Consider the following 25,497-nt stretch of genomic DNA (forward strand, 5'->3'; position numbering starts at 1 on the left):
ACCATCCAATCCGCTGGCCGGCTTCAGGACCGGTCGTGCACGCTCACTCTAGTGACGACAGGCCCGCGAGGCCCGCCCGGCGATCGCTCAGCGGGACGCGTGTCACGACCGGGTGACCCCGGCCCGATCGGGTGAGCGGACGCCCCCGCGCCGCCCGCTAGGCTGCCGCGATGGACGACGTGGTGCTCCGCCCGGTGCTCGAAACCGATCTCGATCTCCTCGAGGCACTGATCAACGACCCGGCCACCGCGGGCGAGTTCCAGTGGTTCGGCTGGCACGACGCCGGCTACCTCCACCGCCGCTGGCGCGACAACGCCATTCTCACCACCGAGGGCGGGCTCCTGGTGCCGACCCTCGGCGGCGCCGTCCTCGGCCTCCTGTCGTGGCACCGCTCCCGTTCGGGGCCCAGCTCGTACTGCTGGAACATGGGCCTCGTGCTGCGCCCGGAAGCCCGCGGCCACGGCCACGGCACCGAGGCCCAGCGCCTGCTGGTGCGCTACCTGTTCGCGCACACGCAGTTCAACCGCGTCGAGGCCACCACCGACGTGGACAACCGCGCCGAACAACGCTCCCTGGAGAAGGCCGGCTTCACCCGCGAAGGCGTCCTACGCGGCTACGGCTTCCGCGACGGTGCTTGGCGCGACAGCGTCGTGTTTTCGGTGATCCGGTCGGATCTCGAACCGCGCTGAAACCTCCCGGCCTTTCCGCGCGGCTCGCGGCCGGGCGTGCTTTCGACCCGCGCGAGGGCCGTGGCGCGGTGGCCGAAGCCACGGCATGGTGGCGCGTTCGCCCTCAACCGGGCAGCAGCCCTTCGCCGCCCGGGCGCGGGTGAAAGTCAGGCACGCCGCCACTTCCCGGCCTTCAGGCACCGGCGCCCCCCGGACGCACCACCGCCGCGGCGCCAGACTCACGGCACACCCGCGCCCGGCAGCAGCGCAGTCGCCGCCGGCGCGGGTGCAGGGCAGACACGGCCGCCCGTTCAGTCAGTCAGGCGATGGCGCCCGCCGTGCGCAGGGCCGCCAAGTCGTCCTCGGTGAGGCCGAGGCCGGCCAGCACGTCGGTGGTGTCCGTGCCCGGCTGGTGGGGTGCGTGGGGCGTCGCGGGCGGGGTGCGGTCGAAGCGGGGCGCCGGGGCGGGCTGGACGGTGCCGCCGATGTCGACGAAGGTGCCGCGCGCCGCGTTTTGGGGGTGGGCCGAGGCTTCCCAGGGCGAGAGGACCGGTGTGAGGCAGGCGTCGGTGCCTTCGGCGCGGGCGACGAGGTCGTCGCGGGTGTGCTTGCCGACGGCGTCGGCGATGAGCTGCCGCAGCTTCGGCCACTGCGTCTTGTCCAGGTGCGGCGGCGCGTCCTCCAGGCCGAGCACCTTCACGAGGTCGCCCCAGAAGCGCATCTCGATGGCGCCGATGGCGACGTACTTGCCGTCGGCGGTCTCGTAGGTGTCGTAGAACGGGGCGCCGCCGTCGAGCAGGTTGTCGCCGCGCTCGCCCGACCACGCGCCGGCAGCGCGCAGGCCGTGCAGGCTCGTGGTGAGCAGCGCCGCGCCCTCGACCATGGACGCGTCGACGACCTGGCCACGCCCCGAGGACGTCCGCTCGTACAGCGCCGCGAGCACGCCCATCGCGAGCATCAGGCCACCGCCACCGAAGTCGCCGACGAGGTTGAGCGGCGGTACCGGCCGTTCGCCGGCGCGCCCGATGGGCTCGAGCGCCCCGGCGATGCCGACGTAGTTGATGTCGTGCCCGGCCGCCTGCGCGAGCGGGCCGTCCTGGCCCCAGCCCGTCATGCGCCCGTAGACGAGCCGCGGGTTGCGCGCGTGGACCACCGAAGGCCCCAGCCCCATGCGTTCCGCAACGCCCGGACGGAAACCCTCGATGAGCACGTCGGCCCGCTCGGCCAGCTTGAGCACCACTTCGACGCCTTCTGGCGTCTTCGTGTTGACGCCGATCGAGCGACGGCCGCGCGCCAGCGGGTCGTTCGGGATGCCGAGCACGTCGGCGCCCGGCGTCGCGCGGTCCACGCGCACGACGTCGGCGCCGAGGTCGGCGAGGATCATGCAGGCGAACGGCGCGGGCGCGAGCCCGGCCAGCTCCACCACCTTCAGCCCGCCCAGGGGTCCGGCTTTCACGGCGGAAGTCCTTTCGTCGGCCGAAAAACTCAGAGCGTGCGCGAGATGATCTCCTTCATGATCTCGCTGGTCCCGCCGAAGATCCGCGAAATCCGGACGTCGGCCCACGCGCGCGCGATCGGGTATTCGGTCATGTAGCCGTAGCCGCCGAACAGCTGCACGCACTCGTCGACGACCTTGTTCACGCGCTCGGTCGTCCACAGCTTCGCCATCGCCGCGCCCTGCACGTCGAGCTCACCGCGCAGGTGCCGTTCGATGCACTGGTCGAGGAACGCGCGCGACACCGCCGCCTCCGTCGCGGCCTCGGCGAGCTTGAACTTCGTGTTCTGGAAGTTGAAGATCGGCCGGCCGAACGCCGTGCGCTCCTTCGTGTAGTCGATCGTGAGGTTCACGGCCGCCTCGAGCCCGGCCACCGCGGTCACGGCGATGATCAGCCGTTCCTGCGGCAGCTGCAGCATCAGCTGGACGAAGCCCTGGCCCTCGACGTCGCCGAGCAGGTTGGCGGCGGGCACGCGGACGTCGTCGAAGAACAGCTCCGCGGTGTCCTGGCCCTTGAGGCCCACCTTGTCGAGCACACGCCCGCGGCGGAAGCCCGGCGTGTCCGTCTCGACCACGATCAGCGACACGCCCTGCGCGCCCGCGTCCGGGTCGGTCTTGCACGCGACCACCACGAGGTCGGCGTGGAAACCGTTGGTGATGAACGTCTTCGCGCCGTTGAGCACGTAGTGGTCGCCGTCGCGCACCGCGCGGGTCTTGATGCTCTGCAGGTCGGACCCCGTGCCGGGCTCGGTCATCGCGATGGCGCCCACGAACTCGCCGCTGGCGAGCTTCGGCAGCCACTCGCGCTTGCGGTCGGCCGACGCGTACGCCAGCAGGTAGTGCGCCACGATTCCGTTGTGGACGGTCACGCCCCACGCGTTGTCGCCGGAGCGGGCCTGCTCCTCGTACAGCACGGCCTCGTGGGCGAACGTGCCGCCGCCACCGCCGTACTCCTCGGGGATCGACAGGCACAGCAGGCCCACTTCGCCCGCTTTGGTCCAGATCTCGCGGTCGAGCTTCTTCTCCGCCGCCCATCGCTCCTGGTGCGGCACGATCTCCTTCTGCAGGAACGACCGGGAAAGTTCCCGGAGGTCCTCGAGTTCGGTGGTGCTCCACGAGCTCTTCTGGATCTGCAACGGCACGGCGACGCCTCCTGCGAAGCTGGAAAACATTACGCGTGGAAGGTAAGTTCTGTTCGGAATGTACATCCGCGCAGTCCGGTACGTAAAGCGGGAGAGGCGAATGACCGAGGCCACCGCCAAGGCGCACCGCACCCAGGCGCAGCGCCGGGAGCAGACCCGCACGGCCCTGCTCGACGCGACCGTCGAGTCCCTCGTGGACATCGGGTACGCCCGCGCGTCGATGCAGGAGATCTGCGCCCGGGCCGGCGTGTCGAAGGGCGCGGTGCAGCACCACTTCGCCACGAAGGCCGAGCTGATGGCGGCCGCCGTCGAGCACCTCACCACGAAGCTGCGCACGCAGCTGGCGGCGTCACTGGAAGGCCTGCCGGGTGGCGCGCCGGGCGTCGAGGCCGCGATCGACCTGCTGTGGGCGGGCTACTCGGGCACGCTCTCCACGGCCGTCACCGAGCTGTGGGTGGCCGCGCGCACCGACCCGGAGCTGCGGGCGGCGGCCCGGCCCGTGGACCGGGCGCTGGGGCGCGCGACGCTGGCGCACGTGAGCCAGGTGGCCGGCGAACTGCCGAAAGAACGCGCGGAGACGTTGTTCTGGCTGACCGTGAACCTCACCCGTGGCCTGGCGCTCGACGCCGAGCTGGGCGGTAACCCGAACCGGCGGCGCAAGCTGCTGCAGGAGTGGAAGCGGATCGCAGTGCTGATGTACTCGCAGCCCTGAGCCTGGGCCGACCGGTGGCAGGATCACGCCGCCCCTTAGCGGATGAGGGTTCTTCGTGGTGGAATCGCAGATGCCCTGAGCAGGCGAAGGAGCCCCGATGACCAGCGTGCCGCAGTACCCGCCGTCACCCGTCGCCGAGCCGGGCGCCGTGTCGCGGCTGCTGGCTGGGATTCTCGGGGTGTTCTCGGCCGCGCTCGTGGTGGCGGGCACGTTCCTGCCGATCGCGGCTTCGCGGGTGACAGTGGCCGGTCAGCTGCAGAGCGCGTTCGCGGTCACGGCGTGGAACCGCCAGGTCGAAGCGGCGCCGCAGGCCGAGCGCGACCTGTTCGCGATCAGCCACGTCGCCCGCTACGGCATCCCACTCACGGTGGCGGCCGCGGTGCTGGTCGTCGGCGCGCTGCTCGCGTTCTCGCGCTTCCGCGGGGCGGCCCGCACAGTGCTGATCGCCGGCGGCGCGGCCGTGGTCGCGGCCGTGTGGACCATGAGCATGGACGTGTCGGCGAGCCTCAGCTACGAGCAGAAGGACGCCACCATCGTCGCCCACTACACGACGGGCACCGGGTTCTGGGTGATGCTCGGCGGGGGCGTGATCGCCGCGCTGGTGCTGGCGCTCGCGGCGTTCGGCGGCGGCCGCTGGACCACGCCATGGGCACCGCAGCCGTACTACTACCCGGCCGTGAACGACGAGCCCGTGATCTACTCGCTGGACTCGCCGCCGCCCGATCAATCCTGGGCCGAGCCGCCCGCGCAGGGCGTGCTTTCCCCGGAGTCCGAGCCCGCCGAGGAGCCGACCGCCCCGCCGTTCCCGCCGCAGGACGTGCAGCCCGCGCCGGGCGTCGAGCCGCCGGGCCGGCACCGCGACGACTCCGATATGTGAATATAATTCAGCTTTCCCGCTCGACCGCCGTACCGTCGGTATGCTGTACTCGTCGGTAACACCGGTCTGAACGGAGACGGCATGACCAGCACGACACCGGCGAACCTCAGCGGCGAGACGGCCCTGCCCGCGACGATCGGGGGTGTCGCGGGAGCGCCGACGGCGGCGCGCGCGGCCCGGCTCGTCGCCCGCGTGACCGGCGGTGCGGACTCCGCGCCGATCCGCATGACGGCGCCGTTCACCGGGCTGCCGATCACCACGATCCCCCAGGCCACCGACGCCGACGTGCGCGCGGCGTTCGCGACCGCGCGCAAGGCCCAGCACGAGTGGGCGGCCCGGCCGGTCGCGCAGCGCCAGCGGTTCCTCGTGCGGCTGCACGACCTGATCCTCGCCCGCCAGGCCGAAGCGCTCGACCTCGTGCAGGTGGAGGCCGGCAAAGCGCGGCTCGACGCGTTCGACGAGGTGAGCGCCGCCGCCCTGGTGGCGGCCTACTACGGCAAGCACAGCGCGAAGATCCTGGCGCCGAAGCGCGCGGCCGGCGTGATCCCGGCCCTGACGAAGGCCGGCGAGCTGCGCCATCCCAAGGGGGTCGTCGGCATCATCTCGCCGTGGAACTACCCGGTGGCGCTCACCGCGATGGACGTGTTCCCGGCGCTGGCGGCGGGCAACGCCGTGGTGCAGAAGCCGGACAACCAGACGGCGCTGTCCGCGTTGTGGTTGCAGGAGCTCGCGTCCGAAGCGGGCCTGCCGGACGGGCTGTGGCAGGTGGTGCTCGGCCGCGGTTCGCAGGTCGGCCCGGCGCTGCTCGAAGAGTGCGACTACCTCTGCTTCACCGGCTCCACGCCGACCGGCAAGGACCTGGCGACGCAGATCGCGGCCCGGCTCACGAGCTACTCGCTCGAGCTCGGCGGCAAGAACCCGATGATCGTGCTGCCGGACGCCGACGTCGCCAAGGCCGCGACGGGCGCCGTCAACGCGTGCTTCTCCTCCGCCGGGCAGCTGTGCGTCTCGGTGGAGCGGATCTACGTGCACGAAAGCGTCCGCGAGGAGTTCACCCGCGCGTTCGTGGCGCGCACGGCCGCTTTGAAGCTGGGCGGTGAGCTGGGTTTCGGCCCGCAGATGGGTTCGCTGACGTCGCCGAGCCAGCTCGAGACCGTGTCGGCGCACGTCGAGGACGCGCGGGCCAAGGGCGCGCGCGTGCTCACCGGCGGGCGGGCGCGGCCGGAACTCGGGCCGCTGTTCTACGAGCCGACCGTGCTCACCGACGTCACCCCGGGCATGGTGCCGTTCGCCGAGGAGACGTTCGGGCCGGTGGTGTCGATCTACGGCTACACCGACGTCACCGACGCCATCGAGCGCGCCAACGACACCGCCTTCGGTCTCAACGCCAGCGTCTGGTCGCGCAACGGCCGGGCCGGCTGGGAGGTCGCGGCGCGGCTGAAGGCGGGGACGGTGAACGTCAACGAGGGCTACGCGGCGACATTCGGCAGCGTCGGCGTGCCGATGGGCGGGATGAAGGACTCCGGTGTCGGCCGCCGCAACGGGGCCGAGGGGCTGCTGAAGTACACGGAGGCGCAGTCGATCGCCGTGCAGCGCGGGCTGGCGTTGCGGCCGCCGCGCCGGGTGCCGGGCGGGGTGTGGGCGCGGGTGATGACGTCGAGCATGAAGCTATTGCGGCACTTGCCCTGGCGGTGATCAGCCGAGGCCGAGGAGCTCCACGGCCGTGCGGTCGAGGATCGCGGTGATGTCGTCGGCGGGCAGGCCGGAGCGTTCGACGTAGGTCACGGCCTCGGTGAACCCGTCGCCCGTCTGGTACGGGTAGTCGGTGCCGAGCACCAGGCGGTCGGCGCCGAGCGTTTCGGCCGCGACGCGCAGCGCCGGCACGTGGTTGTGGCCGACGGTGTCGTAGAAGATCCGGCGCGCGGCGAGGCTCGGCTTCTCCGGGGTTTCCGGTGCCTCCCAAGGGTTCTGGCGGTCGATGCGGGGCAGCAGCATCGGCAGCGCGCCGCCGAGGTGCGGCAGGATGATCTTCATGCGCGGGAACCGGCTCGGGATCCCGGCGACGATCAGGTGCAGCACGGCCACGGTGTCCTCGATCGGCGCCCCGATCTGCCACGTCAGGTTCGGCCCGATCAACGGCGACTCGGCCCCGACACCGGCCGGGTGCACGAACAGCACGCTGCCGCGGCGGTCGAGCTCTTCGTAGACGGGCAGGAACGCCGGGTCGCCGAGCGTGCGCCCCAGCACCGAGGTGGTGATCGCGACGCCCAGGAACCCCAGCTCGTCGAGCGCACGCGTGAGCTCGACGAGCGCCGCACCGGTGTGCGGCAGCGGCAGGGACGCGAACGCCTTGAACCGATCCGGGTGCTGCCGGACGAGCTCCGCGTAGTCGTCGTTGACGAACCGCGCGGCCTCCACCGCCGCCCGCTCATCCTCGAAATGCGGCGGCGCGGGCGTGGTCGACAGCACCTGCAGATCGATGCCCGCCGTCGCCATCTGCTCGAACCGCGACCCGAGCTCCGCCTCGGTCGCTCCGGCCCCCAACCGCCCCTGCGCGGCCGCCTTCTCGTTGCCCCACCGGGCCAACACGCCCAGGTACGCCTCGCTCCACAGGTGAGCATGCACGTCGACGCGCATCCCCGGCTCCTCCCCGACGCGGTTAGCATGCTATTTGATCACCAGTGAACCACTGCCGGACAGGTTCGGCACATGGTGGGTCTCGGCGCGGGGTTGGGAGTTGTCCGCGCGCCACAACCGGCCTGCACTCCCCGCGCGGAGCAGGAACGGACAATCACACCGCGAACCGCGAAACCGTCCCGAACGCAGCCGGCGTCGGTCCTTCGCCGCCGGAGCCGACAGCGGCCGGCTGCCGCGACCAGCCCCGGCGTGCCGGTTCGGCGCGCGAGGGCGACAGCCGCCCCGACTCCCGTGCGCGCTAAACAGGCAACCGACGACCACACGCGAACCGGCGAACCCGCAGGCAGCCCTTGACCGCAAGGGCCAGCAACGGCGGCTACCACGACAACCCCGGCCGACGGTTCGGCGCACAAAACGACCCGCGCTCCTCCTCGACACGACGCAGGCAACCGCCAAGCAGATCGCGGACCGGCACAACCGTCCGCGCGGTGCGGGGCGGCCCTTCGCCGCGGAAGCCAGCAGCGGCCGGCAGCCTCGGCGCGGCGGTTCGGCGCACCAACGACACAACCGGCCCCAAGCCCTCCGCGCGGAACCGCCTAAGCCGCCCGGGCAGCGCGAGTCAGTTCTTCGCCGCCGGAACCCACAGCTCCCGGCAGCCGCGGCGCGCCAACGACACGACCCACCCCACGCCCCCTCCGCGTGGAACCCGCGAAACCCCGGGCGGAGCGGGTCAGTCCCTCGTAGCCGGGGTCGTCAGCAAGCCGCGGTCGTAGGCGATGGCGACGGCTTCGGCGCGGCGGCTGGCGCCCAGTTTGGCCATGACGCGGGAGAGGTGGACGGAGACCGTCTTCTCGCTGATGTAGAGCTCCTCGCCCACCTGGCGGTTGGTGCGGCCGAGGGCGACGCGTTCGAGGACGTCGCGTTCGCGGTCGGTGAGGGGGTTGGGGCCGGTGGGGGTGGCGGCGGCTGGGGTGAGGCCGGGGAGGTCGGTCCGGGCGCGGTGGGCCAGGTCGCGCACGGCGTCGCGGAGGGGCAGCGCGCCGAGGGCGGAGGCGACGGTGTGGGCGGACGCCAGCGCGTCGTCGGCGGGGAGGCCGTGGGCGAGGAGGGCCTGGGCTTCGAAGTAGCGGCACATGGCCTGCTCGTAGACCGCGCCGTAGTCGAAGGCCGTGGCGGCGGCGGACCACAGCGCGGGGTCGGCGGGGCCGTCGAGGCCGGAAGCGGCGGCTTCCAGGCGGGCGAGCCAGGCGTGGCCTTCCGGGCCCAGCGTGCCGGAGCGCGGGCTGCCTTCGACGGCGGTGCGGCGGCCGTGTTCCAGCAGGTGCCGGCCGACAGAGGCGAAATCATCGGCGGCGCGCTGGTCGCCGTGCAGGCGGGCGTCGGCGGCGAGGGCGGCGACCGAGGTCATGCCCAGCGCGACGATCCGGATGCCGCCGAGCAGCCAGGGCTCGATCTTTTCCAGCCACGCCAGCAAGTCCTCGGTGACGCGCACGGCTTCGGTGTGATCGCCGCGCCAGGTCGCGAGCTCGATGGCGGCGTCGCCGGCCGAGAGGGCGATCTGGATGTCGGCGGACCACTGCTGCCGCAGCCCGGGCAGGAGGCGCGCGGCGTCGTCGAACCGGCCGCGCGCGACGAGGAACAGCACCCAGTTGGCGAGGATCCGGGCGGCGACCGCGCTCGACACCCCGCGTCCCGCGCGCCCGGCCGCGTCCTCCGCGGGCCAGTCGCCGCTGAGGTAACGCAGGTAGAGCTGCCGCGCGCGCAGCTCGAGCCCGAACGAGCTCCACGTGAGCCCCGACTCCTCCGCGCGCGCCACGCCGTTGGCCACGTGGGTGAGGGCCTCGGCCATCTCGGCCTGGTCGTCGTAGCTCAGGGCGAGGAAGTACAGGCCGCGCAGCTCGACGTTGAGGGCCTCGGCCTCGCGCGCCTTGCGGATGCCCTGCCGCAGCCGTTCGCGCGCCAGCGCGGCGTCGCCCGCCGAGTCGGCCAGCGTGCCCAGCGTGATGAGCCCCGACGCCTCGGCCCCGACCGCACCCACGGCCCGCGCGTCGGACACCGACGTGAGCGCGTTGTCCAGCGCCTCGCCCGGCTGGTCGAGCAGCCGCAGGAAGCCCGCGCGCGTGGCGAGCACCCACGCCCGCGTGGCGCTCGGCTCGCTGTCCTTCACCAGGTCCCACGCCCGGTCGACGGCCAGGGTCGCCTCGTCGAGCGTGCCCTCCAGCGCCAGCAGCGCCTCGGCCAGCCGGCGCCACACCTTGGCGGACCGCAGCGTCGGGGCGTCGGGCCCCAGCAGCTCCGCGGCCGAACGCGCGTAGGCCGCCGCGCGCTCCGGCTCCCCCGACGTGCCCGCGAAGTACGAAGCCTCGTGCAGAAGCTTCAGCTCGTCGACGCCCTCGGGCCGGTCCGCGACGGGCACCGCGTCCCAGATGGACAGTGCCTGTTCGGCGTGCCGCAGCGCCGCCCCCGGCGCGCCCAGTTTCTCCGCCTCGTCCATCGCGCGAAGCAGCGCGGGCAACGCGGTGACGAAGTCGCGGCTTTCGAGACTGTGGAACGCCAGCTTGGCGTCGTGCCCGCGCCCCTGCGGGATCGCTTGGATGCGGGCCGCGTAGGCCGCGTGCGTGCGGTTGCGTTCGCCCGGCAGCAGATCCGCGTACACCGCTTCCTGCAGCAACGCGTGGCGGAACACGTAGGAGCCGTCCTCGATCACGAGCACGTGGTGCTGCACGGCCTCGCGCAACGCCTCGTCGAGCTCCAGCTCGCCGATGCCCGCGACCTCCGCGAGCGCGGCGTGCGACACCGGCTCGTTGGCCACGGAGATCACCCGCAGCACGCGCCGCGTCTCCGCCGGGAACCGTTCGAGCCGCGCGAGCAGCACTTCGGCCAGGCCGGCGGGCAGGTCCCGGCAGTCGGCGTCCGTGGCCAGCAGCTCTTCCACGAAGAACGGGTTGCCCTCCGACCGCGCGACGATGTCGGCCACCACGTCGGCCGGCAACGGCTCGTCGGCCAGCGCTTCCACGAACGCCCGCGCGTCGGCGGGCCCGAACGGCGCCAGCGCCACCTGCTCCACCGTGGCCAGGCGCACCAGCTCCGACAGCAGCCCCCGCAGCGGGTGACGCCGGTGCACGTCCTCTTCGCGGTAGCTGCCCACGACCAGCAGCCGCTGCGCGCGCAACCTGCTGGCCAGGAAGGACAGCAGGTTGCGCGTGGAAGAGTCGGCCCAGTGCAGGTCCTCGAGCAGGATCACCACCGGCCGCGACTCGGCGACCTCGGTCAGCACCCCCAGTACCGCGTCGAACAGCTGGAGCTGACCCAGGTCTTGTTCCGGTCGCGGCCGGCGCATGACCTCGCGCTCGCTGGCCGACACCTGGCCGTGTTCCCCCGGTCCCATCGGCTCGGGCTCCCCGCTTTGCGGCAGCAGCCGCGCGAGCGCCGGCCGCGACCGCACCGCGGCGGCGACCACCGGATCCCCCGACGAGCCCAGCGGCGCCAGCGCCTCCGCGAACGGCAGGTACGGCAGACCACCGTCGCGCACGTCGATACAGCGGCCGGTGAGCACCAGCGCGCCGTTCGACGCGACGTACTCACCGAGCGCGGTGAGCAGCCGGGTCTTGCCGACCCCCGCGTCGCCCGCGATCAGCACGGCGCCGGCCTCGCGCCGCTCCGCCCGAGCGAAGGCAGCGCGAAGCCGCCGCATCTCGTGAGTGCGGGCGACCAGCGGGATTCCGGAGCCTAAGCGGGGCACGAGGAGCATTCTGTCCTACCCCACCGACAGTTCCGCCATGCTTTTCGCCGAGGGCGTGACACCCTCGGCGAACTCGGCGTTCACCGCGCCAGGTGGTCGGCGCGGGAGGCCACCTGCGCGGTCGTGCGGCGTTCCTGCGCCGGCACGGTCACGCTGGTCACCCGGTGGGCCCGCAGCCACCGCACGACGCGGTTCTGCTTGGTCATCCGCGCGGCGCGCCCGGCCTTCCGCAGCTGCTCCTCGCGGTAGGCCACCTCGGCGCTCATCGCGTCCAGGAGCTGGTAACTCATCGCTTCTTCCCCATCCTCTGCGAGTGCCTTCTTCCGTGACACTCACAGTCGTCCTGAGGCGGGGCCCGCGGCATCGGGCGATCACCCCGTCCTGGACGCCAAACGACCCCTTACCCGAGACACCGACCGGCGAAGAGCAGGTCGGCGAGGTAAGGGGTCGCCGGGTGGAACGTCAGTCGCGGGCCGGGCCGCCCGCGCGCACCGCCGCCAGCAGCCCCCGCCAACCCGAAGCAGGGAGGCGGAAAGCGCCCCCTTCGGGGTCCTTCGAATCGCGCACCGCGGCGTCGCCGCCGACGAACGCGATCTCGACGCAGTCGTTGCCGCCGCCGCTGTGGCTGCTCTTGCGCCAGGTGGCCCGGGAAAGATCCGCGTCCGGCATCATGTTCCCCACTTCCTCACTGTGTCCTCGGTTCCAGGTGGTGCACTGCAGCCGGCGCGGTTGACCGTTCGGCGAACCGGCCGGCCGCCTCGGTGATCAAGTCGACCGAGTCGTCCGGTTTCAGTGCGGCAGCGCGCAGGTGGTCGAACATCAGCGCGTAGCGCCGGACGTCTTCGGGTTGTTCGAGGTACAGGCCGCTGGACGTGCTGTCGTCCACGTAGACGACGTCGGGGTCGGCCTGCTCGGGGAACCCCATGATGAGGAACGGGCCTTCCATGCCGGGGTGTGCGCCGGCTCCGAAGGGGACCACCTGGATGGTCACGTTGGGCTTCTCGGCGACCGAGGCCATGCGGTAGAGCTGCTCGGCCATCACCTCGGGGCTGTCGACCACGCGGTGCAGCACGGCTTCGTCGACCACCGCCCAGTACTCCGGCGGCGGCGTGTCGCTCAGCAGCTCCTGGCGCGCCATGCGCGCGGCCACGCGACGCCGGATCTCGGCGTCCTCGGCGTCGGGCCGCAGCGCCCTGATCACGGCGTGGGCGTAGCGCTCGGTCTGCAACAGGCCCGGCACGAGCAGCGCCTGGAACGCGCGCAGCGAGGTCGCGTCGGCCTCCAGGCCCACGAACGTGCCGGTGAACACCTCGTTGTACGCGTGCCACCAGCCGCGTTTGCGCGCCTCGCGGGCCAGCTGGACGAGCGCCTCCTGCTCGTCGCCGGTGATCCCGTAAAGCGCCAGCATGTCCCGGGCGTCGCGCGGGGTGACGCCGACGTGCCCGGTCTCGATGCGGCTCACCTTCGAGGCAGAGCACTCGAGCTTCTCGCCCACCTCGTCGATGGTGAGGTCGGCGGCTTCCCGGAGCCGGCGCAGCTCGCTCGCGAGCCTCCGGCGGCGAACGGTGGGTCCCTGGCCTCTCGCCACGACAGCACCTCCGGATCGTCTTACGCGCTGCGCGCACCGTCGGCCAACGCTGCCCGCACCGCATATCTAACCAGCCGTCCGACTAGTCAGTGGGGTATTAACACTTCGGAATTCCCGCCTTCGCGGCGGGGCTCCGCCCTGCAATTTGCAGATTGCGCTTGTACTCTGACACCCGTGTGAACCGGAACCGGTGACGCCGCGCCGCAGGGGCCGGCAGCGGTGATCGTTCCGGGTTCCTGAGCAGCGTAGACGACGACCAGCCGGAAACAGACACCGAGTGCGCGGGCGTTTCCGGCGGAAGGTGTCCGGGGCCGCCCCCCGACCGGTCCCGGGCACCTTCACCTTCGGTTGTCAGTTGTTGTCAGGCCGTCGCAGGCGTACTCCGGCGATTACCCGGCTACGCATTTCGCATTTACCGCCACCCGGAAGTGTGGTTGATTCCGCAAACCTCACTCAGCGAGACACTCTCAGTAGAACCTGCGACCGTCCTCACAGGACGCGCAGCAGTCCTTCCTGGACGACCGTGGCGATGTGCGTGCCGTCCTGGCCGAAGAACCGGCCCGTGGCCAGGCCGCGCGCGCCCGACGCGCTCGGCGAGGTGCTGTCGTAGAGGAACCACTCGTCGGCGCGGAAGGGCCGGTGGAACCACAGCGCGTGGTCCAGGCTCGCGCCGAGGACCTTGTCGACGTCCCAGTACACGCCGTGGCGCGCGAGGATCGAGTCGAGCAGCGTCATGTCGGAGGCGTAGGTGAGCACGCAGACGTGCAGCAGCTGGTCGGCGGGCAGCGTGCCGTCGGCGCGCATCCACACGCGGTTGCTCGCCGGGCGCTCGCCCGTGGCGCGGGTGATCCACGGCGGTTCGCCGACGTAGCGCACGTCGATGGGGCGCGGGCGCTCGGTGAAGCGCAGGCCGAAGCCGGCGGTGCGTTCCTGGAACGTCGGCAGCGTCTCGGGGGCGGGCACGTCGGGCATCGGCTCGCCGTGGTCCAGGCCTTGCTCGTCCTTCTGGAACGAGGCGGACAGCGCGAAGATCGCCTTGCCGTGCTGGATGGCGGTGACGCGGCGCGTGGTGAACGAGCGGCCGTCGCGGATGCGGTCGACCTCGTAGAGGATCGGCACGCTCGGGTCGCCGCCGCGGATGAAGTAGGCGTGCAGCGAGTGCACGGGCCGGTCTTCGGGCACGGTGCGCCCGGCCGCCACCAGGGCCTGCCCGGCGACCTGGCCGCCGAACACGCGGACCGGGGAGTGCGCGGGCGAGACCCCGCGGTAGAAGTCCTCTTCCACCTTCTCCAGGTCGAGGAGGTCGACGAGCCGGTCGAGCACCGCCTGCCCGCCGCCGGCGGCCTCGTCGAGCCCGGCGGCGGCGGTCCTGGCGATATCGGTCATGCCCGAACCCTATTCGGTCGGCATGAAGCTCGTCCCTTATGCGTGGTCGTCTTCACCGAGGCGGTGCACGTGGATCAGGTTCGTGGAGCCGACGGTCCCGGGCGGGGAGCCGGCCACGATCACCACGAGGTCGCCGCGCTGGTACTTGCCCATCGCGAGCATCGCCTGGTCGACCTGGTGGATCATCTGGTCGGTGGAGTCGACGCGCGGCACGATCGTGGTGACCGTGCCCCAGGTCATCGACAGCTGGCTGCGCACGCAGTCCTCCGGCGTGAACGCCATCAGCGGCAACCGCGTGTGCAGGCGGGCCAGGCGGCGCACGGTGTCGCCGGACTGGGTGAACGCGACGAGCGCCTTGGCGTTGAGCCGCTCGCCGATGTCGCGGGCGGCGTAGGAGATCACGCCGCGCTTGGTGCGCGGGACGTGCGTGAGCGGCGGGACGACCGGCGAGTCGGTCTCGACCGCCTCGACGATGCGGCCCATCGTCTGCACTGTCTCGATCGGGTAGCGCCCGACGCTGGTCTCGCCCGAGAGCATCACGGCGTCGGTGCCGTCGAGCACCGCGTTGGCGACGTCGGAGGCCTCGGCACGGGTCGGCCGGGAGTTGTTGATCATCGACTCGAGCATCTGCGTCGCGACGATGACCGGCTTCGCGTTCTCGCGGCAGATCTGGATGGCGCGCTTCTGGACCAGCGGCACCTGCTCCAGCGGCAGCTCGACGCCGAGGTCGCCGCGGGCGACCATCACCGCGTCGAAGGCCAGCACGATCGCCTCGAGGTTGTAGACGGCCTCGGGCTTCTCGATCTTCGCGACCACCGGCAGCCGGCCCTTGCCGACGCGGTCCATGACCTGGTGGACCAGGTCGATGTCGGCCGGCGAGCGCACGAACGACAGCGCGATGAAGTCGACGCCCAGGTGCAGCGCGAACTCGAGGTCCTCGATGTCCTTCTCGCTCAGCGCCGGCACGGACACGTCCATGCCCGGGAGCGAGACGCCCTTGTTGTTGCTGACGGGGCCGCCTTCGGTGACCTCGCAGACCACGTCCTGGCCCTCGACACCCTTGACCACGAGGCCGACCTTGCCGTCGTCCACCAGGAGGCGGTCGCCCGGCTTGGCGTCCTTCGCGAGGCCTTTGTAGGTGGTCGAGACGCGGTCGTGCGTGCCCACCACGTCCTCGACGGTGATCCGGACGACGTCGCCCGTGTGCCACTCGGCCGAGCCGCTGGCGAAGGTGCCCAGGCGGATCTTCGGGCCCTGCAGGTCGGCGAGGATGCCCACCGCCCGGCCACTCTCGGCCGCAGCGGCCCGGACCAGGTCGTAGACCTGCTTGTGGTCGCTGTGGCTTCCGTGACTGAAGTTCATCCTCGCGACGTCCATTCCGGCGTCGACGAGTGCCCGCATCTTCTCCGGTGTGGAGGTCGCGGGACCCAGCGTACAAACGATCTTCGCGCGTCGGCTCACGTTCGATGAGAGTAGTCCCTCATCCCCCGCAGGTCTGTACCGATACCGAAAGTTCGGAGGAAGTGTTCAGAAACCATTCAGATGACTAACCTCCGTGGTTATGACGGTGGTTCGCCGGCTGGTGGTCGCGATCGCGGCGTTCGCCCTGGTCGGGGCCTGTTCCGCGCCGGCAGAGCCGCCGTGGCGGCCGGTTGACCTGCCGATTTCCGGTACGCGCGTACTGGGATTCGTCCGAACTTCATCGGGAATCGTCATGACCGGCTCGGTGCCGGGGCCTTCCGGACGGGCTCCGGCGGCGTGGCTGAACGGCGCCGCGATACCCCTTTTCCCGGCGACGGGTTACGGCCGGCAGGCGGAGCTGACGCTGCCCGCCGCCTCGGGTCCCCGGCTGCTCGCACTGGGCTCCGCGTATGGCGGCGCGCACGCCAACCCGCGCCCGACGATCTGGACCGGGTCGGTGACCGACGGGCTGACCGAGCACGAGCAGCCCGTGGAGTTGCTCGGCGGCGAGCGGGCGGTGACGACGTCGGGCACGGCGGTGTCACCCGCGGGTTACCTGCTGACCGGCCAGTGGGACCACCGGTCCGGCGGGGTCGGCGCGGCGGCGTGGGCTTCGACGGACGGCGCTTCGTGGGCTTTGCGGGAGCACCCGGCGCTGCTCAGCACCGCCGGCGACCAGACCCGCGCCCTGGCCGCCGCTTTCGACGGACAGGACTACGTGGCCGTCGGCGACGCGCGGTCGGGACTCTCCGTGCACCCGGTGGCGTGGACCTCTCGCGACGGTTCGGCGTGGCAGCGCGTGGACCTGCCTTCGCCCTCCGCGTCGGCCACTGCCTGGCAGATCAGCTGCACCTCCGGCTGCACCGCCGCGGGAACGACCGCCGAGCAACGCCTGGCGTGCTGGACGGACCCTCCGTGGAAGGCCTTCGCGGGCGGACCGGTGATTCCGCCTTCGCAACTGCTGGAGGTGACCGGCCTGACGGTGGACGCGTCGGGCCACCTGGACGTCGCAGTGAAGGTCGACGGCCGGCCCCGCTTGTGGCGCGTCGGGCGCCACTGCGAGGACTTCGCGGAACTGCCGCTTCCCGAGCCGGCCGAGTCACTGGCGTTGATCGCGGACGGCCCCGACCTGCTGCTCGCCACGACGACGGGGTCGGGGAGCAAGGTTTGGCGGTATCCGCTCCCCCGTTGACGGGTGCGGTCGCCCGCCGCCCAGCCGAGCGCGGCCGGCAAGACCGGCGGCACCCGCGATGCCGACTCGCGGACTCCAGCGGCCCACGCCACTGCACGGGCTGGCGCGACGTGCTCCCCGCCAACGGTGCGATCGCTCGCCGACCAGCCGAGACCACCACCGACGGCCGCCGGTGGGACCGGGTCGCGATGCCGGCTCACCCAGTCCCGCGGCGATATCGAGGCAAGGTCTGCCACTCCCGCTGACCAGCCCTAGCGGCGCGCCTGTTCGTCATAAGCCCGGCTCGGCGGCCCAAAACCTCCCAACGCCGGCAACTTCGGAGCCGGCAGCCCGAACCGACGTTGGGCGGCCGCCCGAGAGGTCGCGTGGCCGTTCCGCGCACCGCCCCTCCGGTCCGGCAGTTCGCTCCCCCGTTGACCGGGGCTAGCGGCGCGGCTGTTCGCTCGGCCCGACGTGGTCGCGGGCCCACTCGTTGAAGGCGCGCAGCTGGCGCCAGGACTTGCGGACGCGGTCGAAGGCCTCGCGTTCGTGGAGGAAGTCGGCGGGTTCCCAGGAGCGGGCGGCGTACACGGAGCGGTAGCGCAGCAGGTCGAGGCGGGGGTGGTCCTCGGCGAAGCCGCGGGGGCGGGACTTGAGGCGGTCGCCGAGGATGTCGAAGCCGGCGCGCTCGAGTTTGGCCAGGATCTGTTCCAGGGCGGGGCCGTGGAGCTCTGTGTCGACGGCCGTGCGGAAGCGGGCGATCTGGTCGGAGGCGAGGTGGAAGCAGCCGCCGCCGACGCGCAGGCCCGCGGGGCTCAGCTCGACGTAGTAGGCGCCGCCGCCGCGGCCCGACTCGATGACGCCGCCGCAGTGCGTCTTGTACGGGGTCTTGTCCTTCGCGAAGCGCACGTCGCGGTAGGGCCGGAACACCTTGCCCTCGCCGAAACCCTCGCCGAACTCCGGCTCCAGCTCCTTGAGCAGGGCCTCCATCGGCTCGCGCACGTCGGACTTGTAGGTGGCGACGTGCTGGTCCCAATAGGACTTGGAGTTGTCGGCCTCGAGCCCGTCGTAGAAATCGACGGCGTACTCACCGAATCCCGTGAACTTCACGCCCAGCACGATAATCCGCCCCACCGACAGTTTCTCCGCCGGAGCGGGTCGGTGCCTGGGGACCCGGTGCGGCCGGCGCGCCCCTGCGCCGCCGGCCGCACCGGAAGCGATCACTTCGCGACGGCCGTCACCAGCTCGCCGTTGGCCGTGTCACCGGACAGCTCCCACACCATGGCGCCGCCGAGGCCCTGCTGCTTCGCGTAGCTGATCTTGCCGCCGATCGTCGACGGGGTGTCGTAGCTCCACCAGTTCGACCCGCACTTGGCGTACGCGGTGCCCGCGATCGTGCCGGTCGACGGGCAGCTCGACTTCAGGACCTTGTAGTCCTCGATGCCGTCCTCGAACTTGCCCTTCGCCGGGCCGGTGGCCGTGCCGCCGGGCGCGCTCTGGGTGACGCCGGTCCAGCCGCGGCCGTAGAACCCGATGCCCAGCAACAGCTTCGACGCCGGCACGCCCTTGCTCTTCAGCTTCTGGATCGCCGCGTCGGAGTAGAAGCCGGCGGTGGGGATGCCGGCGTAGGAGGTCAGGGGCGAGTGCGGAGCCGTCGGGCCCTGTGCCGCGAACGCGCCGAAGTAGTCGTAGGTCATCACGTTGTACCAGTTCACGTACTGCGCGGCGCCCGCGTAGTCGGCGGCGTCGATCTTGCCGCCGTTGGTGCCGTCGGCCGTGATCGCCGCGGTGACGAGCTTCGACGAGCCGAACTTGGCGCGCAGCGCGGACATCAGGTTCCTGAACGCGGCCGGACCGCTGGAGTCGCAGCTCAGACCGCAGGCGTTCGGGTACTCCCAGTCGATGTCGATGCCGTCGAACACGCCGGCCCAGCGCGGGTCGTTCACGAGGTTGTAGCAGGAGTTCGCGAACGCGGTGGGGTTCTGCGCGGCCTGGGCGAAGCCGCCGGACAGTGTCCAGCCGCCGAACGACCACAGCACCTTGAGGCCGGGATGCTTGGCCTTGAGCTTCTTCAACTGGTTGAAGTTGCCCGCGAGCGGCTGGTCCCACGTGTCCGCCACGCCGTCGACACTGCCCGCGGCGTCGTAGGTCTTCTGGTAGTCGGCGTAGGTGTCGACCATGGCGCAGCCGCCGTTGGTGACGTTGCCGAACGCGTAGTTGATGTGCGTGAGCTTCGCGGCGGAGCCGGAGGTCTCGACGTTCTTCACGTGGTAGTTGCGGTCGTACACACCCCACTCGGTGAAGTAGCCGACCACCTTCCCGACCGACGCCTGCGGGGCGGCCGGCGCTGCTGTGGCGGCGGTGGACACAGGGGCGGCCACGGCCGCCAAGGCGAGTGCGACGCTGGCCAGGCTGACGAGCGCCAAGAAGCTCTTCCTGCGCGGACGGGACATGCCGGCTCCCTTCGGGGAGTCACACCAGGTGACCGAACGGGGACAGTGGGGACTCTCACACCGTAAGTGGACTAGACCAATAGGTCAATGGTCCAGTCCAGGGAATCAACCGGACAATTCGACCACTGATGTCGATCACGCGCGGAGCGAGGACGACCTGGTGACGGTGCGGCGACCACCTGCGTCTGGCGGTCTGTGCGGCGGCCGAGCCGGACGCGTCAGGCAGGCGTCTCGAACGTGATCCCCACGGCCGCCGCACGGCGTTCGCCCCAGGCGTACAGGGCGTTGAGCGCCGGGCCGAGGGCTTCGCCGTCCGCGGTGAGGCGGTATTCGACGTGGGGGACGCGGCCGTCGAGGGACTGGCGGTGCACGAGGCCGTCGGCGGTGAGCTCGCGGAGCTGCTGGGTGAGCATCTTCTCGCTGATGCCCGGCATGCGGCGGCGCAGCTCGCCGTAGCGGTGCACGCCCTCCTTGAGGTGCGCGAGGATCACCGGCTTCCAGCGGCCGCCGATGACGTCGACGGTGAGCTCCACCGGGCACCAGTACCGCCTGCCCGCCATCACGGCCTCCTCGCTACGCACTGGAAAGTACGTGGTTGCCCGCCCGCGCCGGGTGCGCTCTGCTGGCCACATGATTGTGGAATACCTGCGCTACACCATCCCGCCCGACCGTGCGGCGGCGTTCGAGGCCGCGTACGCCGACGCGGCCGGCTCGCTCGAGAAGGCGCCCCAGTGCGTCGGCTACGACCTCAGCCGCTGCGTCGAAGACCCTACGCGCTATGTGCTCGCGATCCGCTGGACCTCGGCCGAGGCGCACCTCGAAGGCTTCCGCCGCGGCCCGCACTTCCCGCCGTTCTTCGCGGCGATCCGCGACTACGTCGGCGACCTCGACGAGATGCGCCACTACGAGCCGACGGCCGTCAGCGGCCCGCGCCCGCCCACGCTGTACGAATGGGCCGGCGGCGCCCCCGCGCTCGGGCGCCTGACCGAGGCCTTCTACCGGCGCGTGCCCGAAGACCCGCTGCTGGAACCGGTGTTCCGCGGCATGGACGCCCACCACGCCGAGCACGTCGCGGTCTGGCTCGGCGAGGTGCTCGGCGGCCCGGCCGACTACACCGCCCAGCACGGCGGGCACCCGCACATGATCGGCCGGCACCTCGGCCGCGGGATCACCGAGGAGCAGCGCCGCCGGTGGGTTTCGCTGCTGCTCGACGCCGCCGACGAGACCGGCCTGCCCGCCGACCCGGAGTTCCGCGCCGCGTTCGCCGGGTACCTGGAGTGGGGCAGCCGGCTGGCCGTCCTGTTCTCCGCGCCCGGCGCCGAACCGGCGACGGACGAACCGGTACCGCACTGGGACTGGACGATGCCGCCGTGGCAAGGGTCCTAGCCGAGTAGCCGCCGAGCCGTGGCCAGGGCGGTGTCGCTGCCGGCCGCGAGCTCGGCGGGCGTGAACACCGGCGTGCGGATGTCCGGCGCGATGCCGGCACCGTCGTACGTGCGCCCGTGCGGGTCGAGGTACTCCTCGTGGGGCACGACGGCCGTCCAGCCCGGCTGGGGCAGGGTGCGGTCCATGGTGTCGGAGTAGACGCCCTGGGTGTTCTCGCCGATCAGCACCGGCCGAGGCGTGCGGTTGAGCAGGGCCTGGGTGAAGGTCTCCCCCGCCGACACGTCGAGGCTCCCCACGAGGACGGCGAGCGGACCGGTGTAGTGCGGTCCGGTTGACGGGTGCACGAAAACCGGCTGGGGAACGGTGAAACCGGCACCGTCGCGGGCGCGCTTGGCGTAGGCGAAGTGCGGTGTGTCGGTCAACCGCGCCGCGACGTCCAGGCCCAGGGGGTCGGCGCCACCGCCGTTCGCGCGCAGGTCCAGCACCAGTCCGCGCAGCGACCGGACCCGCGACGGGGTGAAGATCTCGTCCAGCGCGCCGGACAGGACCTGCCGGTCGCCGGCGAAGGTGTCCGTGTAGCCCTGGAAACCCGTGATCCGCAGATAACCGACGCCGCCCGGCAGTTCCGCGTACGTGATCGCGCCCTCCGCCCAGCTCCGCACCGGAACGCCGAGAGCGGCATCCGTGACGGCGACCGCCCGCGGGATGATCGACGGGTCCGGCGTGCCCGGCCGCGTCGAGGTGCAGCGGCGATCCGGCGTGAGCAGGCCGACGTGCGCGTCGTGCAGCGGTGTGATCAGTCCACAAAGGACGTCGTACAGCCGGTCCGGGTGCGCGGCGACCTCGGCGCGGGCCGCCCTCCCCTGAGCCGGCCAGTCGACGCCCTTGGCCGCGAAGAACGGGTAGTTCTCGGCGTACGTGTGCCAGAAAACGTCGAACGTGGCCAGCGGACTCCGGTCCGGCGGCGCCGAACACGCAACGGGCAGCCCGCCTGGCACGCGGTGCAGCGACCGGACACCCAGGTCACCGTCGAAGCTCAGCGTGCCGCCTCGGACGGTCGCGACGGTGCCTTCGTTCGTGGCGAACGTGGTCCCGTCTCCGGTTCCGGTCAGCGAGCCCGGCAGGCAGCTGACCGCGGTGACGTCGTAGGTGGTCAGCCGGCCACCCGAGATCCGCACGAGCTGCCCGTAGCCCTCGGTCCGCCACACACCGTCCACAGCGGACGAGGGAACCACCACGGCCGAGAGAAAAGCCAAGCCCGCCAAGAGAATGCGCATGGCAGCGACCGTAATGATCCACAACCGCGACCGGGAATCCCGCGTACCCCCGCACGCCGGGTGGGGCTGGCCCCACCCGGCGCGGAACGACTCAGCCGAAGAAGACTTCGGCCTCTTCGTAACGCTCCAGCGGCACCGTCTTCAGCTCGGCGGTCGCCTCGGACAGCTTCACGCGCACGATGTCGGTGCCCTTCAGCGCCACCATCACGCCGAAGTCGCCGTCGGCCACCGCGTCCACGGCGTGCAGGCCGAAGCGGGTCGCGAGCACGCGGTCGTACGCGGTCGGGGTGCCGCCGCGCTGCACGTGGCCCAGCACGACCGCGCGCGACTCCTTGCCGGTGCGGTGGGCGATCTCGTCGGCCAGCCAGGTGCCGATGCCGCCGAGGCGGACGTGCCCGAAGGCGTCCTTCTCGCCCGTGACCAGCTTCTCCTCGCCGCCCTCGGGCAGCGCGCCCTCGGCGACGACGATGATCGGCGCGTACTCGTTCTCGAAGCGGCGCTCGACCCACTCCACGACCTGGTCCACGGAGAAGTGGCGCTCCGGCACCAGGATCACGCTGGCGCCGCCGGCGAGGCCCGAGTGCAGGGCGATCCAGCCGGCGTGGCGGCCCATGACCTCCACGACCAGCGCGCGGTGGTGCGACTCGGCCGTGGTGTGGAGCCGGTCGATCGCCTCGGTGGCGATGGAGACGGCGGTGTCGAAGCCGAACGTGTAGTCGGTGGCGCCCAGGTCGTTGTCGATCGTCTTGGGCACGCCGACGACGCCGATGCCGTCGTCGGTGAGGCGCTTCGCGACGCCGAGGGTGTCCTCGCCGCCGATCGCGATCAGCGCGTCGATCTCCTGCTCGGCGAGCACGGCCTTGATCTTCTCGACGCCGCCCTCGACCTTGTACGGGTTGGTCCGCGACGAGCGCAGGATCGTGCCGCCGCGCGTCAGGATGTCCTCGACGTCGCGCAGGCCCAGCGGCTTGCTCTCGCCCGTGAGCGGCCCCTGCCACCCGTTGCGGAAGCCCGTGAAGTCCCAGCCGTGCACCTCGATGCCCTTGCGGACCACCGCGCGGATCACCGCGTTCAGGCCCGGGCAGTCACCGCCACCCGTCAGCACACCGACACGCATCTCTTGCCTCCGTCTTCGTCACGTTGGAGATCGCAGTCACATTTCGCCGCCAGAGTAGCGGCAATCGTCTGGATCGGTGCAGGGCGTACCACCTGGCGAATCGGTCCTCGCGCCCCGGCGGCGGCCGCGTGTGCTAACTTGATCGGCGTGCAGCGCTATTTCTGGTTTACGAAGCCGGCCCCGGGTGGGCACGGCGGCGTGAACCTGCGCTGAGCCCCCACCCCGAGCCGGATTCGAAAACCGGCTCGGCGAGTTCCCGCGGGTCGGTGTCCACCAGGAAGGAACCCACCCGCCGTGACCACCCCGCAGCTGACCGCCGGGCCCGCCGACGCGAGCACCCTCGACAACCAGCGCACCACGTCGATCAGCCCGCTGATCTCCCCCGCCTTACTGCGCGAAGACCATCCCGTGGACGCCGCCGTGGCGAAGGTCGTGCACGCCGGCCGCACCGAGACCGTCGACATCCTCGACGGCCGCGACGACCGCCTCGCCGTGGTCGTGGGCCCGTGCTCGGTCCACGACCCGGAAGCCGCGATCGAGTACGCCCACAAGCTGGCCGCCAAGGCCGAAGAACTGCGCGCCGACCTGCACATCGTGATGCGCGTGTACTTCGAGAAGCCGCGCACCACGCTGGGCTGGAAGGGCCTGATCAACGACCCCGACCTCGACGGCACCTTCGCCGTCAACAAGGGCCTGCGCCTGGCCCGCAAGCTGCTGCTCGACGTGTCGGCGCTCGGCCTGCCGGTGGGCTGCGAGTTCCTGGACCCGATCACGCCGCAGTTCATCGCCGACATCGTCACGTGGGGCTCCATCGGTGCGCGCACGGCCGCGAGCCAGGTGCACCGCCAGATGTGCAGCGCGCTGTCGATGCCGGTGGGCATCAAGAACTCGGTGGAGGGCGACATCCAGGTGGCGGTGGACGCCACCCGCGCGGCCGCCGCGTCGCACGTGTTCCCGGGCATCAACACCGACGGCCTCGCGGCGCTGCTGACCACCTCCGGCAACCCCGACTGCCACGTCATCCTGCGCGGCAGCTCCCAGGGCCCGAACTACGACGCCGCCTCGGTCACCGAGACCCTCGGCCGGCTGGCCAAGTCGGGCCTGCCCGAACGCGTGATCATCGACGCGAGCCACGGCAACAGCAACAAGGACCACGTCCGTTCCCGCGAGGTCGTGCTGGAGCTGGCCGACCGGATCGCCTCGGGAGAACGCGGGATCGTCGGGCTGATGATGGAGAGCTTCCTGACGGCGGGCGCCCAGAAGCTGGTGCTGGGGCACGCTTCGGAGCTCACGTACGGCCAGTCGATCACCGACGCGTGCCTCGACTGGGACACGACGGCGGATCTGCTGGACACGTTGGCTGGTGCGGTGCGGGCTCGGCGCTGACCCGTCCGGTCAGCGGCTACAGCCGGGTTGGGTGTGGAGCCACGCTGACGCGGCCGCGATCACCTCGTCGGTGGTCGCGGCCGCGGGCAGCGGGTGGTCGGGCTGGATCGGGGTGTTGCCGTAGACGCGGCCGGTCCGGTCCATTTCCTGCGCCGTCGTGATTACCAGTTCGGCTCCGTCGCTGAGGCGGTCGACCTCGTTACCGGTCGCGAGACCTGCGGTGGCTTGGCCGAAAACGGACGCGCGGGTGAGGCCTCGGAAGGCAATGAGTGTCGCCTCGCCCGAGCTTCCGGTGCGCGCGGAGGTGAGCACGGCCACCGGTGGGCGTGGGCCGGCCAACCGCAGCGGATTCACCGGGTCGACCGCCGACCGGCCCGGGACCAGCACCCGACCCGCACGCAGGATCCAGGGGCCGGCCCCGTCGAGGCCCTTGAACGAGCCCAGGACACCCTCGTCCAGCAGCGGCGCGACGACCGTGAGCATGGGCACCATGTCGCCGCCGTCGTTGCCGCGCAGGTCGACGATCCAGCCGCACGGGCGGCTCGCGTCGGCGGAGCGGACCGCGGCCACCCCCGCGGCGACGTAGCGGCCTTCCGCGGCCGGGTTCAAGTGGAACTCGGGCACCGTCAGCACGGCCAGGTCACCGTGGGTCCGGCTGCTTGGCACCTCGATGGTCGCCGGAGGAGCAGGAACGGCCTGGGCGGGATCGATCAGCCTGGTGTGCGGGTTGCCCAGCTGATAGATCACCGTGCGGATCGCCGAATACGTGCCCGCCGACGCTGTCACCCCGGCTATTTCGCGCAGAGCTTCGGCTTCGGCAGCCGGCCAGTCGACGAAGTCCCGGTCGATCGAGTGAGCGCGGAGCAGGCCAAGGGCGCTGAGCAGATAATCGCGCGCCGGATCGGGCTGAGGTGCCGCCGCGGCGGTGACCATGCCGAGCACCAACACCAGCACCACGAACCCGGCAAGCACCCGGCGCATTGACGACCCCCAGCCGCG

General features: G+C 71.7%; 22 protein-coding genes. 7 read left to right on the plus strand and 15 right to left on the minus strand.

Annotation, left to right across the window (positions count from 1 at the left end; translation table 11 throughout):
• Positions 1–170: 170 nt before the first annotated feature.
• The gene (locus AB0878_RS29525) at positions 171–689 is read left to right on the plus strand and encodes a GNAT family protein (protein WP_366583480.1); all 519 of its coding nucleotides are present in this window, start codon (positions 171–173) and stop codon (positions 687–689) included.
• Between the two features lie 298 nt (positions 690–987).
• Here AB0878_RS29525 and AB0878_RS29530 read toward each other — a convergent pair whose 3' ends face one another.
• Positions 988–2,124 carry a CaiB/BaiF CoA-transferase family protein gene (locus tag AB0878_RS29530; protein ID WP_366583481.1) on the minus strand — a complete coding sequence of 379 codons (1,137 nt, stop codon included), beginning with the start codon at positions 2,122–2,124 and terminating at the stop codon, positions 988–990.
• Between the two features lie 29 nt (positions 2,125–2,153).
• Positions 2,154–3,305: an acyl-CoA dehydrogenase family protein gene (locus AB0878_RS29535; RefSeq protein ID WP_366583519.1), complete on the minus strand. Its 1,152-nt coding sequence runs from the start codon at positions 3,303–3,305 to the stop codon at positions 2,154–2,156.
• Positions 3,306–3,405: 100 nt separating this feature from the next.
• Between AB0878_RS29535 and AB0878_RS29540 the strand changes: the two genes are divergently transcribed.
• The 3 genes from AB0878_RS29540 to AB0878_RS29550 all read left to right on the plus strand — a co-directional run bounded on the left by AB0878_RS29540 (position 3,406) and on the right by AB0878_RS29550 (position 6,589).
• On the plus strand, positions 3,406–4,017 hold the full coding sequence (locus AB0878_RS29540; protein ID WP_366583482.1) for a TetR/AcrR family transcriptional regulator: 612 nt from the start codon (positions 3,406–3,408) through the stop codon (positions 4,015–4,017).
• 97 nt (positions 4,018–4,114) lie between these two features.
• Positions 4,115–4,894: a hypothetical protein gene (locus AB0878_RS29545; RefSeq protein WP_366583483.1), complete on the plus strand. Its 780-nt coding sequence runs from the start codon at positions 4,115–4,117 to the stop codon at positions 4,892–4,894.
• An 81-nt stretch (positions 4,895–4,975) separates the two neighbouring features.
• Positions 4,976–6,589, plus strand: coding sequence for a succinic semialdehyde dehydrogenase (locus AB0878_RS29550; protein WP_366583484.1), 1,614 nt, complete (start codon positions 4,976–4,978; stop codon positions 6,587–6,589).
• Here AB0878_RS29550 and AB0878_RS29555 read toward each other — a convergent pair whose 3' ends face one another.
• The 7 genes from AB0878_RS29555 to pyk form a co-directional block, all read right to left on the minus strand.
• Positions 6,590–7,531: an amidohydrolase family protein gene (locus tag AB0878_RS29555; RefSeq protein WP_366583485.1), complete on the minus strand. Its 942-nt coding sequence runs from the start codon at positions 7,529–7,531 to the stop codon at positions 6,590–6,592.
• 730 nt (positions 7,532–8,261) lie between these two features.
• On the minus strand, positions 8,262–11,282 hold the full coding sequence (locus AB0878_RS29560; RefSeq protein ID WP_366583486.1) for an AAA family ATPase: 3,021 nt from the start codon (positions 11,280–11,282) through the stop codon (positions 8,262–8,264).
• A gap of 71 nt (positions 11,283–11,353) precedes the next feature.
• A complete protein-coding gene (locus tag AB0878_RS29565; protein WP_366583487.1) occupies positions 11,354–11,563 on the minus strand; it encodes a hypothetical protein in 210 nt (69 codons plus the stop codon).
• Positions 11,564–11,735: 172 nt separating this feature from the next.
• Positions 11,736–11,945, minus strand: coding sequence for a DUF397 domain-containing protein (locus AB0878_RS29570; RefSeq protein WP_326837871.1), 210 nt, complete (start codon positions 11,943–11,945; stop codon positions 11,736–11,738).
• A gap of 13 nt (positions 11,946–11,958) precedes the next feature.
• Positions 11,959–12,861 carry a helix-turn-helix transcriptional regulator gene (locus tag AB0878_RS29575; protein ID WP_285969107.1) on the minus strand — a complete coding sequence of 301 codons (903 nt, stop codon included), beginning with the start codon at positions 12,859–12,861 and terminating at the stop codon, positions 11,959–11,961.
• 489 nt (positions 12,862–13,350) lie between these two features.
• The gene (locus AB0878_RS29580; protein WP_366583488.1) at positions 13,351–14,247 is read right to left on the minus strand and encodes an acyl-CoA thioesterase II; all 897 of its coding nucleotides are present in this window, start codon (positions 14,245–14,247) and stop codon (positions 13,351–13,353) included.
• 36 nt (positions 14,248–14,283) lie between these two features.
• Positions 14,284–15,708, minus strand: coding sequence for a pyruvate kinase (pyk, locus tag AB0878_RS29585; RefSeq protein ID WP_366583489.1), 1,425 nt, complete (start codon positions 15,706–15,708; stop codon positions 14,284–14,286).
• A gap of 253 nt (positions 15,709–15,961) precedes the next feature.
• Here pyk and AB0878_RS29590 point away from each other — a divergent pair, with 253 nt between their 5' ends.
• A complete protein-coding gene (locus tag AB0878_RS29590) occupies positions 15,962–16,900 on the plus strand; it encodes a hypothetical protein (protein WP_366583490.1) in 939 nt (312 codons plus the stop codon).
• A gap of 423 nt (positions 16,901–17,323) precedes the next feature.
• Here the strand turns inward: AB0878_RS29590 and AB0878_RS29595 are convergent, their stop codons facing one another.
• From AB0878_RS29595 to AB0878_RS29605, 3 genes are all read right to left on the minus strand, one after another.
• Positions 17,324–17,989: a DUF2461 domain-containing protein gene (locus AB0878_RS29595; RefSeq protein ID WP_366583491.1), complete on the minus strand. Its 666-nt coding sequence runs from the start codon at positions 17,987–17,989 to the stop codon at positions 17,324–17,326.
• Between the two features lie 110 nt (positions 17,990–18,099).
• Entirely contained in the window at positions 18,100–19,332 is a 1,233-nt protein-coding gene (locus AB0878_RS29600; RefSeq protein WP_366583492.1) for a glycoside hydrolase family 18 protein, read from the minus strand.
• Positions 19,333–19,550: 218 nt separating this feature from the next.
• The gene (locus tag AB0878_RS29605; RefSeq protein ID WP_366583493.1) at positions 19,551–19,892 is read right to left on the minus strand and encodes a helix-turn-helix domain-containing protein; all 342 of its coding nucleotides are present in this window, start codon (positions 19,890–19,892) and stop codon (positions 19,551–19,553) included.
• A 70-nt stretch (positions 19,893–19,962) separates the two neighbouring features.
• Here AB0878_RS29605 and AB0878_RS29610 point away from each other — a divergent pair, with 70 nt between their 5' ends.
• Positions 19,963–20,718 carry an antibiotic biosynthesis monooxygenase gene (locus AB0878_RS29610; RefSeq protein ID WP_366583494.1) on the plus strand — a complete coding sequence of 252 codons (756 nt, stop codon included), beginning with the start codon at positions 19,963–19,965 and terminating at the stop codon, positions 20,716–20,718.
• Here AB0878_RS29610 and AB0878_RS29615 read toward each other — a convergent pair.
• Together AB0878_RS29615 and AB0878_RS29620 are read right to left on the minus strand one after the other, a co-directional pair.
• Positions 20,715–21,995, minus strand: a complete 1,281-nt coding sequence (locus tag AB0878_RS29615) for a S41 family peptidase (protein ID WP_366583495.1) — start codon at positions 21,993–21,995, stop codon at positions 20,715–20,717. The two genes, AB0878_RS29610 and AB0878_RS29615, sit on opposite strands and share 4 nt — an antisense overlap.
• Before the next feature lie 91 nt (positions 21,996–22,086).
• Positions 22,087–23,112, minus strand: a complete 1,026-nt coding sequence (locus AB0878_RS29620; RefSeq protein ID WP_366583496.1) for a 6-phosphofructokinase — start codon at positions 23,110–23,112, stop codon at positions 22,087–22,089.
• A gap of 294 nt (positions 23,113–23,406) precedes the next feature.
• On the opposite strand from AB0878_RS29620, the gene AB0878_RS29625 reads away from it, so the two are divergent.
• Positions 23,407–24,498 (plus strand): 3-deoxy-7-phosphoheptulonate synthase, encoded by a 1,092-nt coding sequence (locus AB0878_RS29625; protein WP_366583497.1) that lies wholly within the window; start codon positions 23,407–23,409, stop codon positions 24,496–24,498.
• A gap of 9 nt (positions 24,499–24,507) precedes the next feature.
• On the opposite strand, the gene AB0878_RS29630 is transcribed toward AB0878_RS29625, so the two are convergent.
• Positions 24,508–25,479 (minus strand): S41 family peptidase, encoded by a 972-nt coding sequence (locus AB0878_RS29630; RefSeq protein WP_366583498.1) that lies wholly within the window; start codon positions 25,477–25,479, stop codon positions 24,508–24,510.
• Between the last annotated feature and the right edge of the window lie 18 nt (positions 25,480–25,497).

Origin of the sequence: Amycolatopsis sp. NPDC047767 (assembly GCF_040704195.1) — a bacterium.
Taxonomy (GTDB): domain Bacteria; phylum Actinomycetota; class Actinomycetes; order Mycobacteriales; family Pseudonocardiaceae; genus Amycolatopsis.

Excerpts from the sequence above, each read along its gene's own strand:
- AB0878_RS29525 (WP_366583480.1), top strand. The coding sequence starts at position 171 with ATGGACGACGTGGTGCTCCGCCCGGTGCTCGAAACCGATCTCGATCTC.
- AB0878_RS29590 (WP_366583490.1), top strand. The coding sequence starts at position 15,962 with ATGACCGGCTCGGTGCCGGGGCCTTCCGGACGGGCTCCGGCGGCGTGG.
- AB0878_RS29580 (WP_366583488.1), bottom strand. The coding sequence starts at position 14,247 with ATGACCGATATCGCCAGGACCGCCGCCGCCGGGCTCGACGAGGCCGCC.
- AB0878_RS29555 (WP_366583485.1), bottom strand. The coding sequence starts at position 7,531 with ATGCGCGTCGACGTGCATGCTCACCTGTGGAGCGAGGCGTACCTGGGC.
- AB0878_RS29600 (WP_366583492.1), bottom strand. The coding sequence starts at position 19,332 with ATGTCCCGTCCGCGCAGGAAGAGCTTCTTGGCGCTCGTCAGCCTGGCC.
- AB0878_RS29615 (WP_366583495.1), bottom strand. The coding sequence starts at position 21,995 with ATGCGCATTCTCTTGGCGGGCTTGGCTTTTCTCTCGGCCGTGGTGGTT.
- AB0878_RS29620 (WP_366583496.1), bottom strand. The coding sequence starts at position 23,112 with ATGCGTGTCGGTGTGCTGACGGGTGGCGGTGACTGCCCGGGCCTGAAC.
- AB0878_RS29540 (WP_366583482.1), top strand. The coding sequence starts at position 3,406 with ATGACCGAGGCCACCGCCAAGGCGCACCGCACCCAGGCGCAGCGCCGG.
- AB0878_RS29545 (WP_366583483.1), top strand. The coding sequence starts at position 4,115 with ATGACCAGCGTGCCGCAGTACCCGCCGTCACCCGTCGCCGAGCCGGGC.
- AB0878_RS29565 (WP_366583487.1), bottom strand. The coding sequence starts at position 11,563 with ATGAGTTACCAGCTCCTGGACGCGATGAGCGCCGAGGTGGCCTACCGC.
- AB0878_RS29550 (WP_366583484.1), top strand. The coding sequence starts at position 4,976 with ATGACCAGCACGACACCGGCGAACCTCAGCGGCGAGACGGCCCTGCCC.
- AB0878_RS29605 (WP_366583493.1), bottom strand. The coding sequence starts at position 19,892 with ATGGCGGGCAGGCGGTACTGGTGCCCGGTGGAGCTCACCGTCGACGTC.
- AB0878_RS29630 (WP_366583498.1), bottom strand. The coding sequence starts at position 25,479 with ATGCGCCGGGTGCTTGCCGGGTTCGTGGTGCTGGTGTTGGTGCTCGGC.
- AB0878_RS29560 (WP_366583486.1), bottom strand. The coding sequence starts at position 11,282 with ATGCTCCTCGTGCCCCGCTTAGGCTCCGGAATCCCGCTGGTCGCCCGC.
- AB0878_RS29610 (WP_366583494.1), top strand. The coding sequence starts at position 19,963 with ATGATTGTGGAATACCTGCGCTACACCATCCCGCCCGACCGTGCGGCG.
- AB0878_RS29570 (WP_326837871.1), bottom strand. The coding sequence starts at position 11,945 with ATGATGCCGGACGCGGATCTTTCCCGGGCCACCTGGCGCAAGAGCAGC.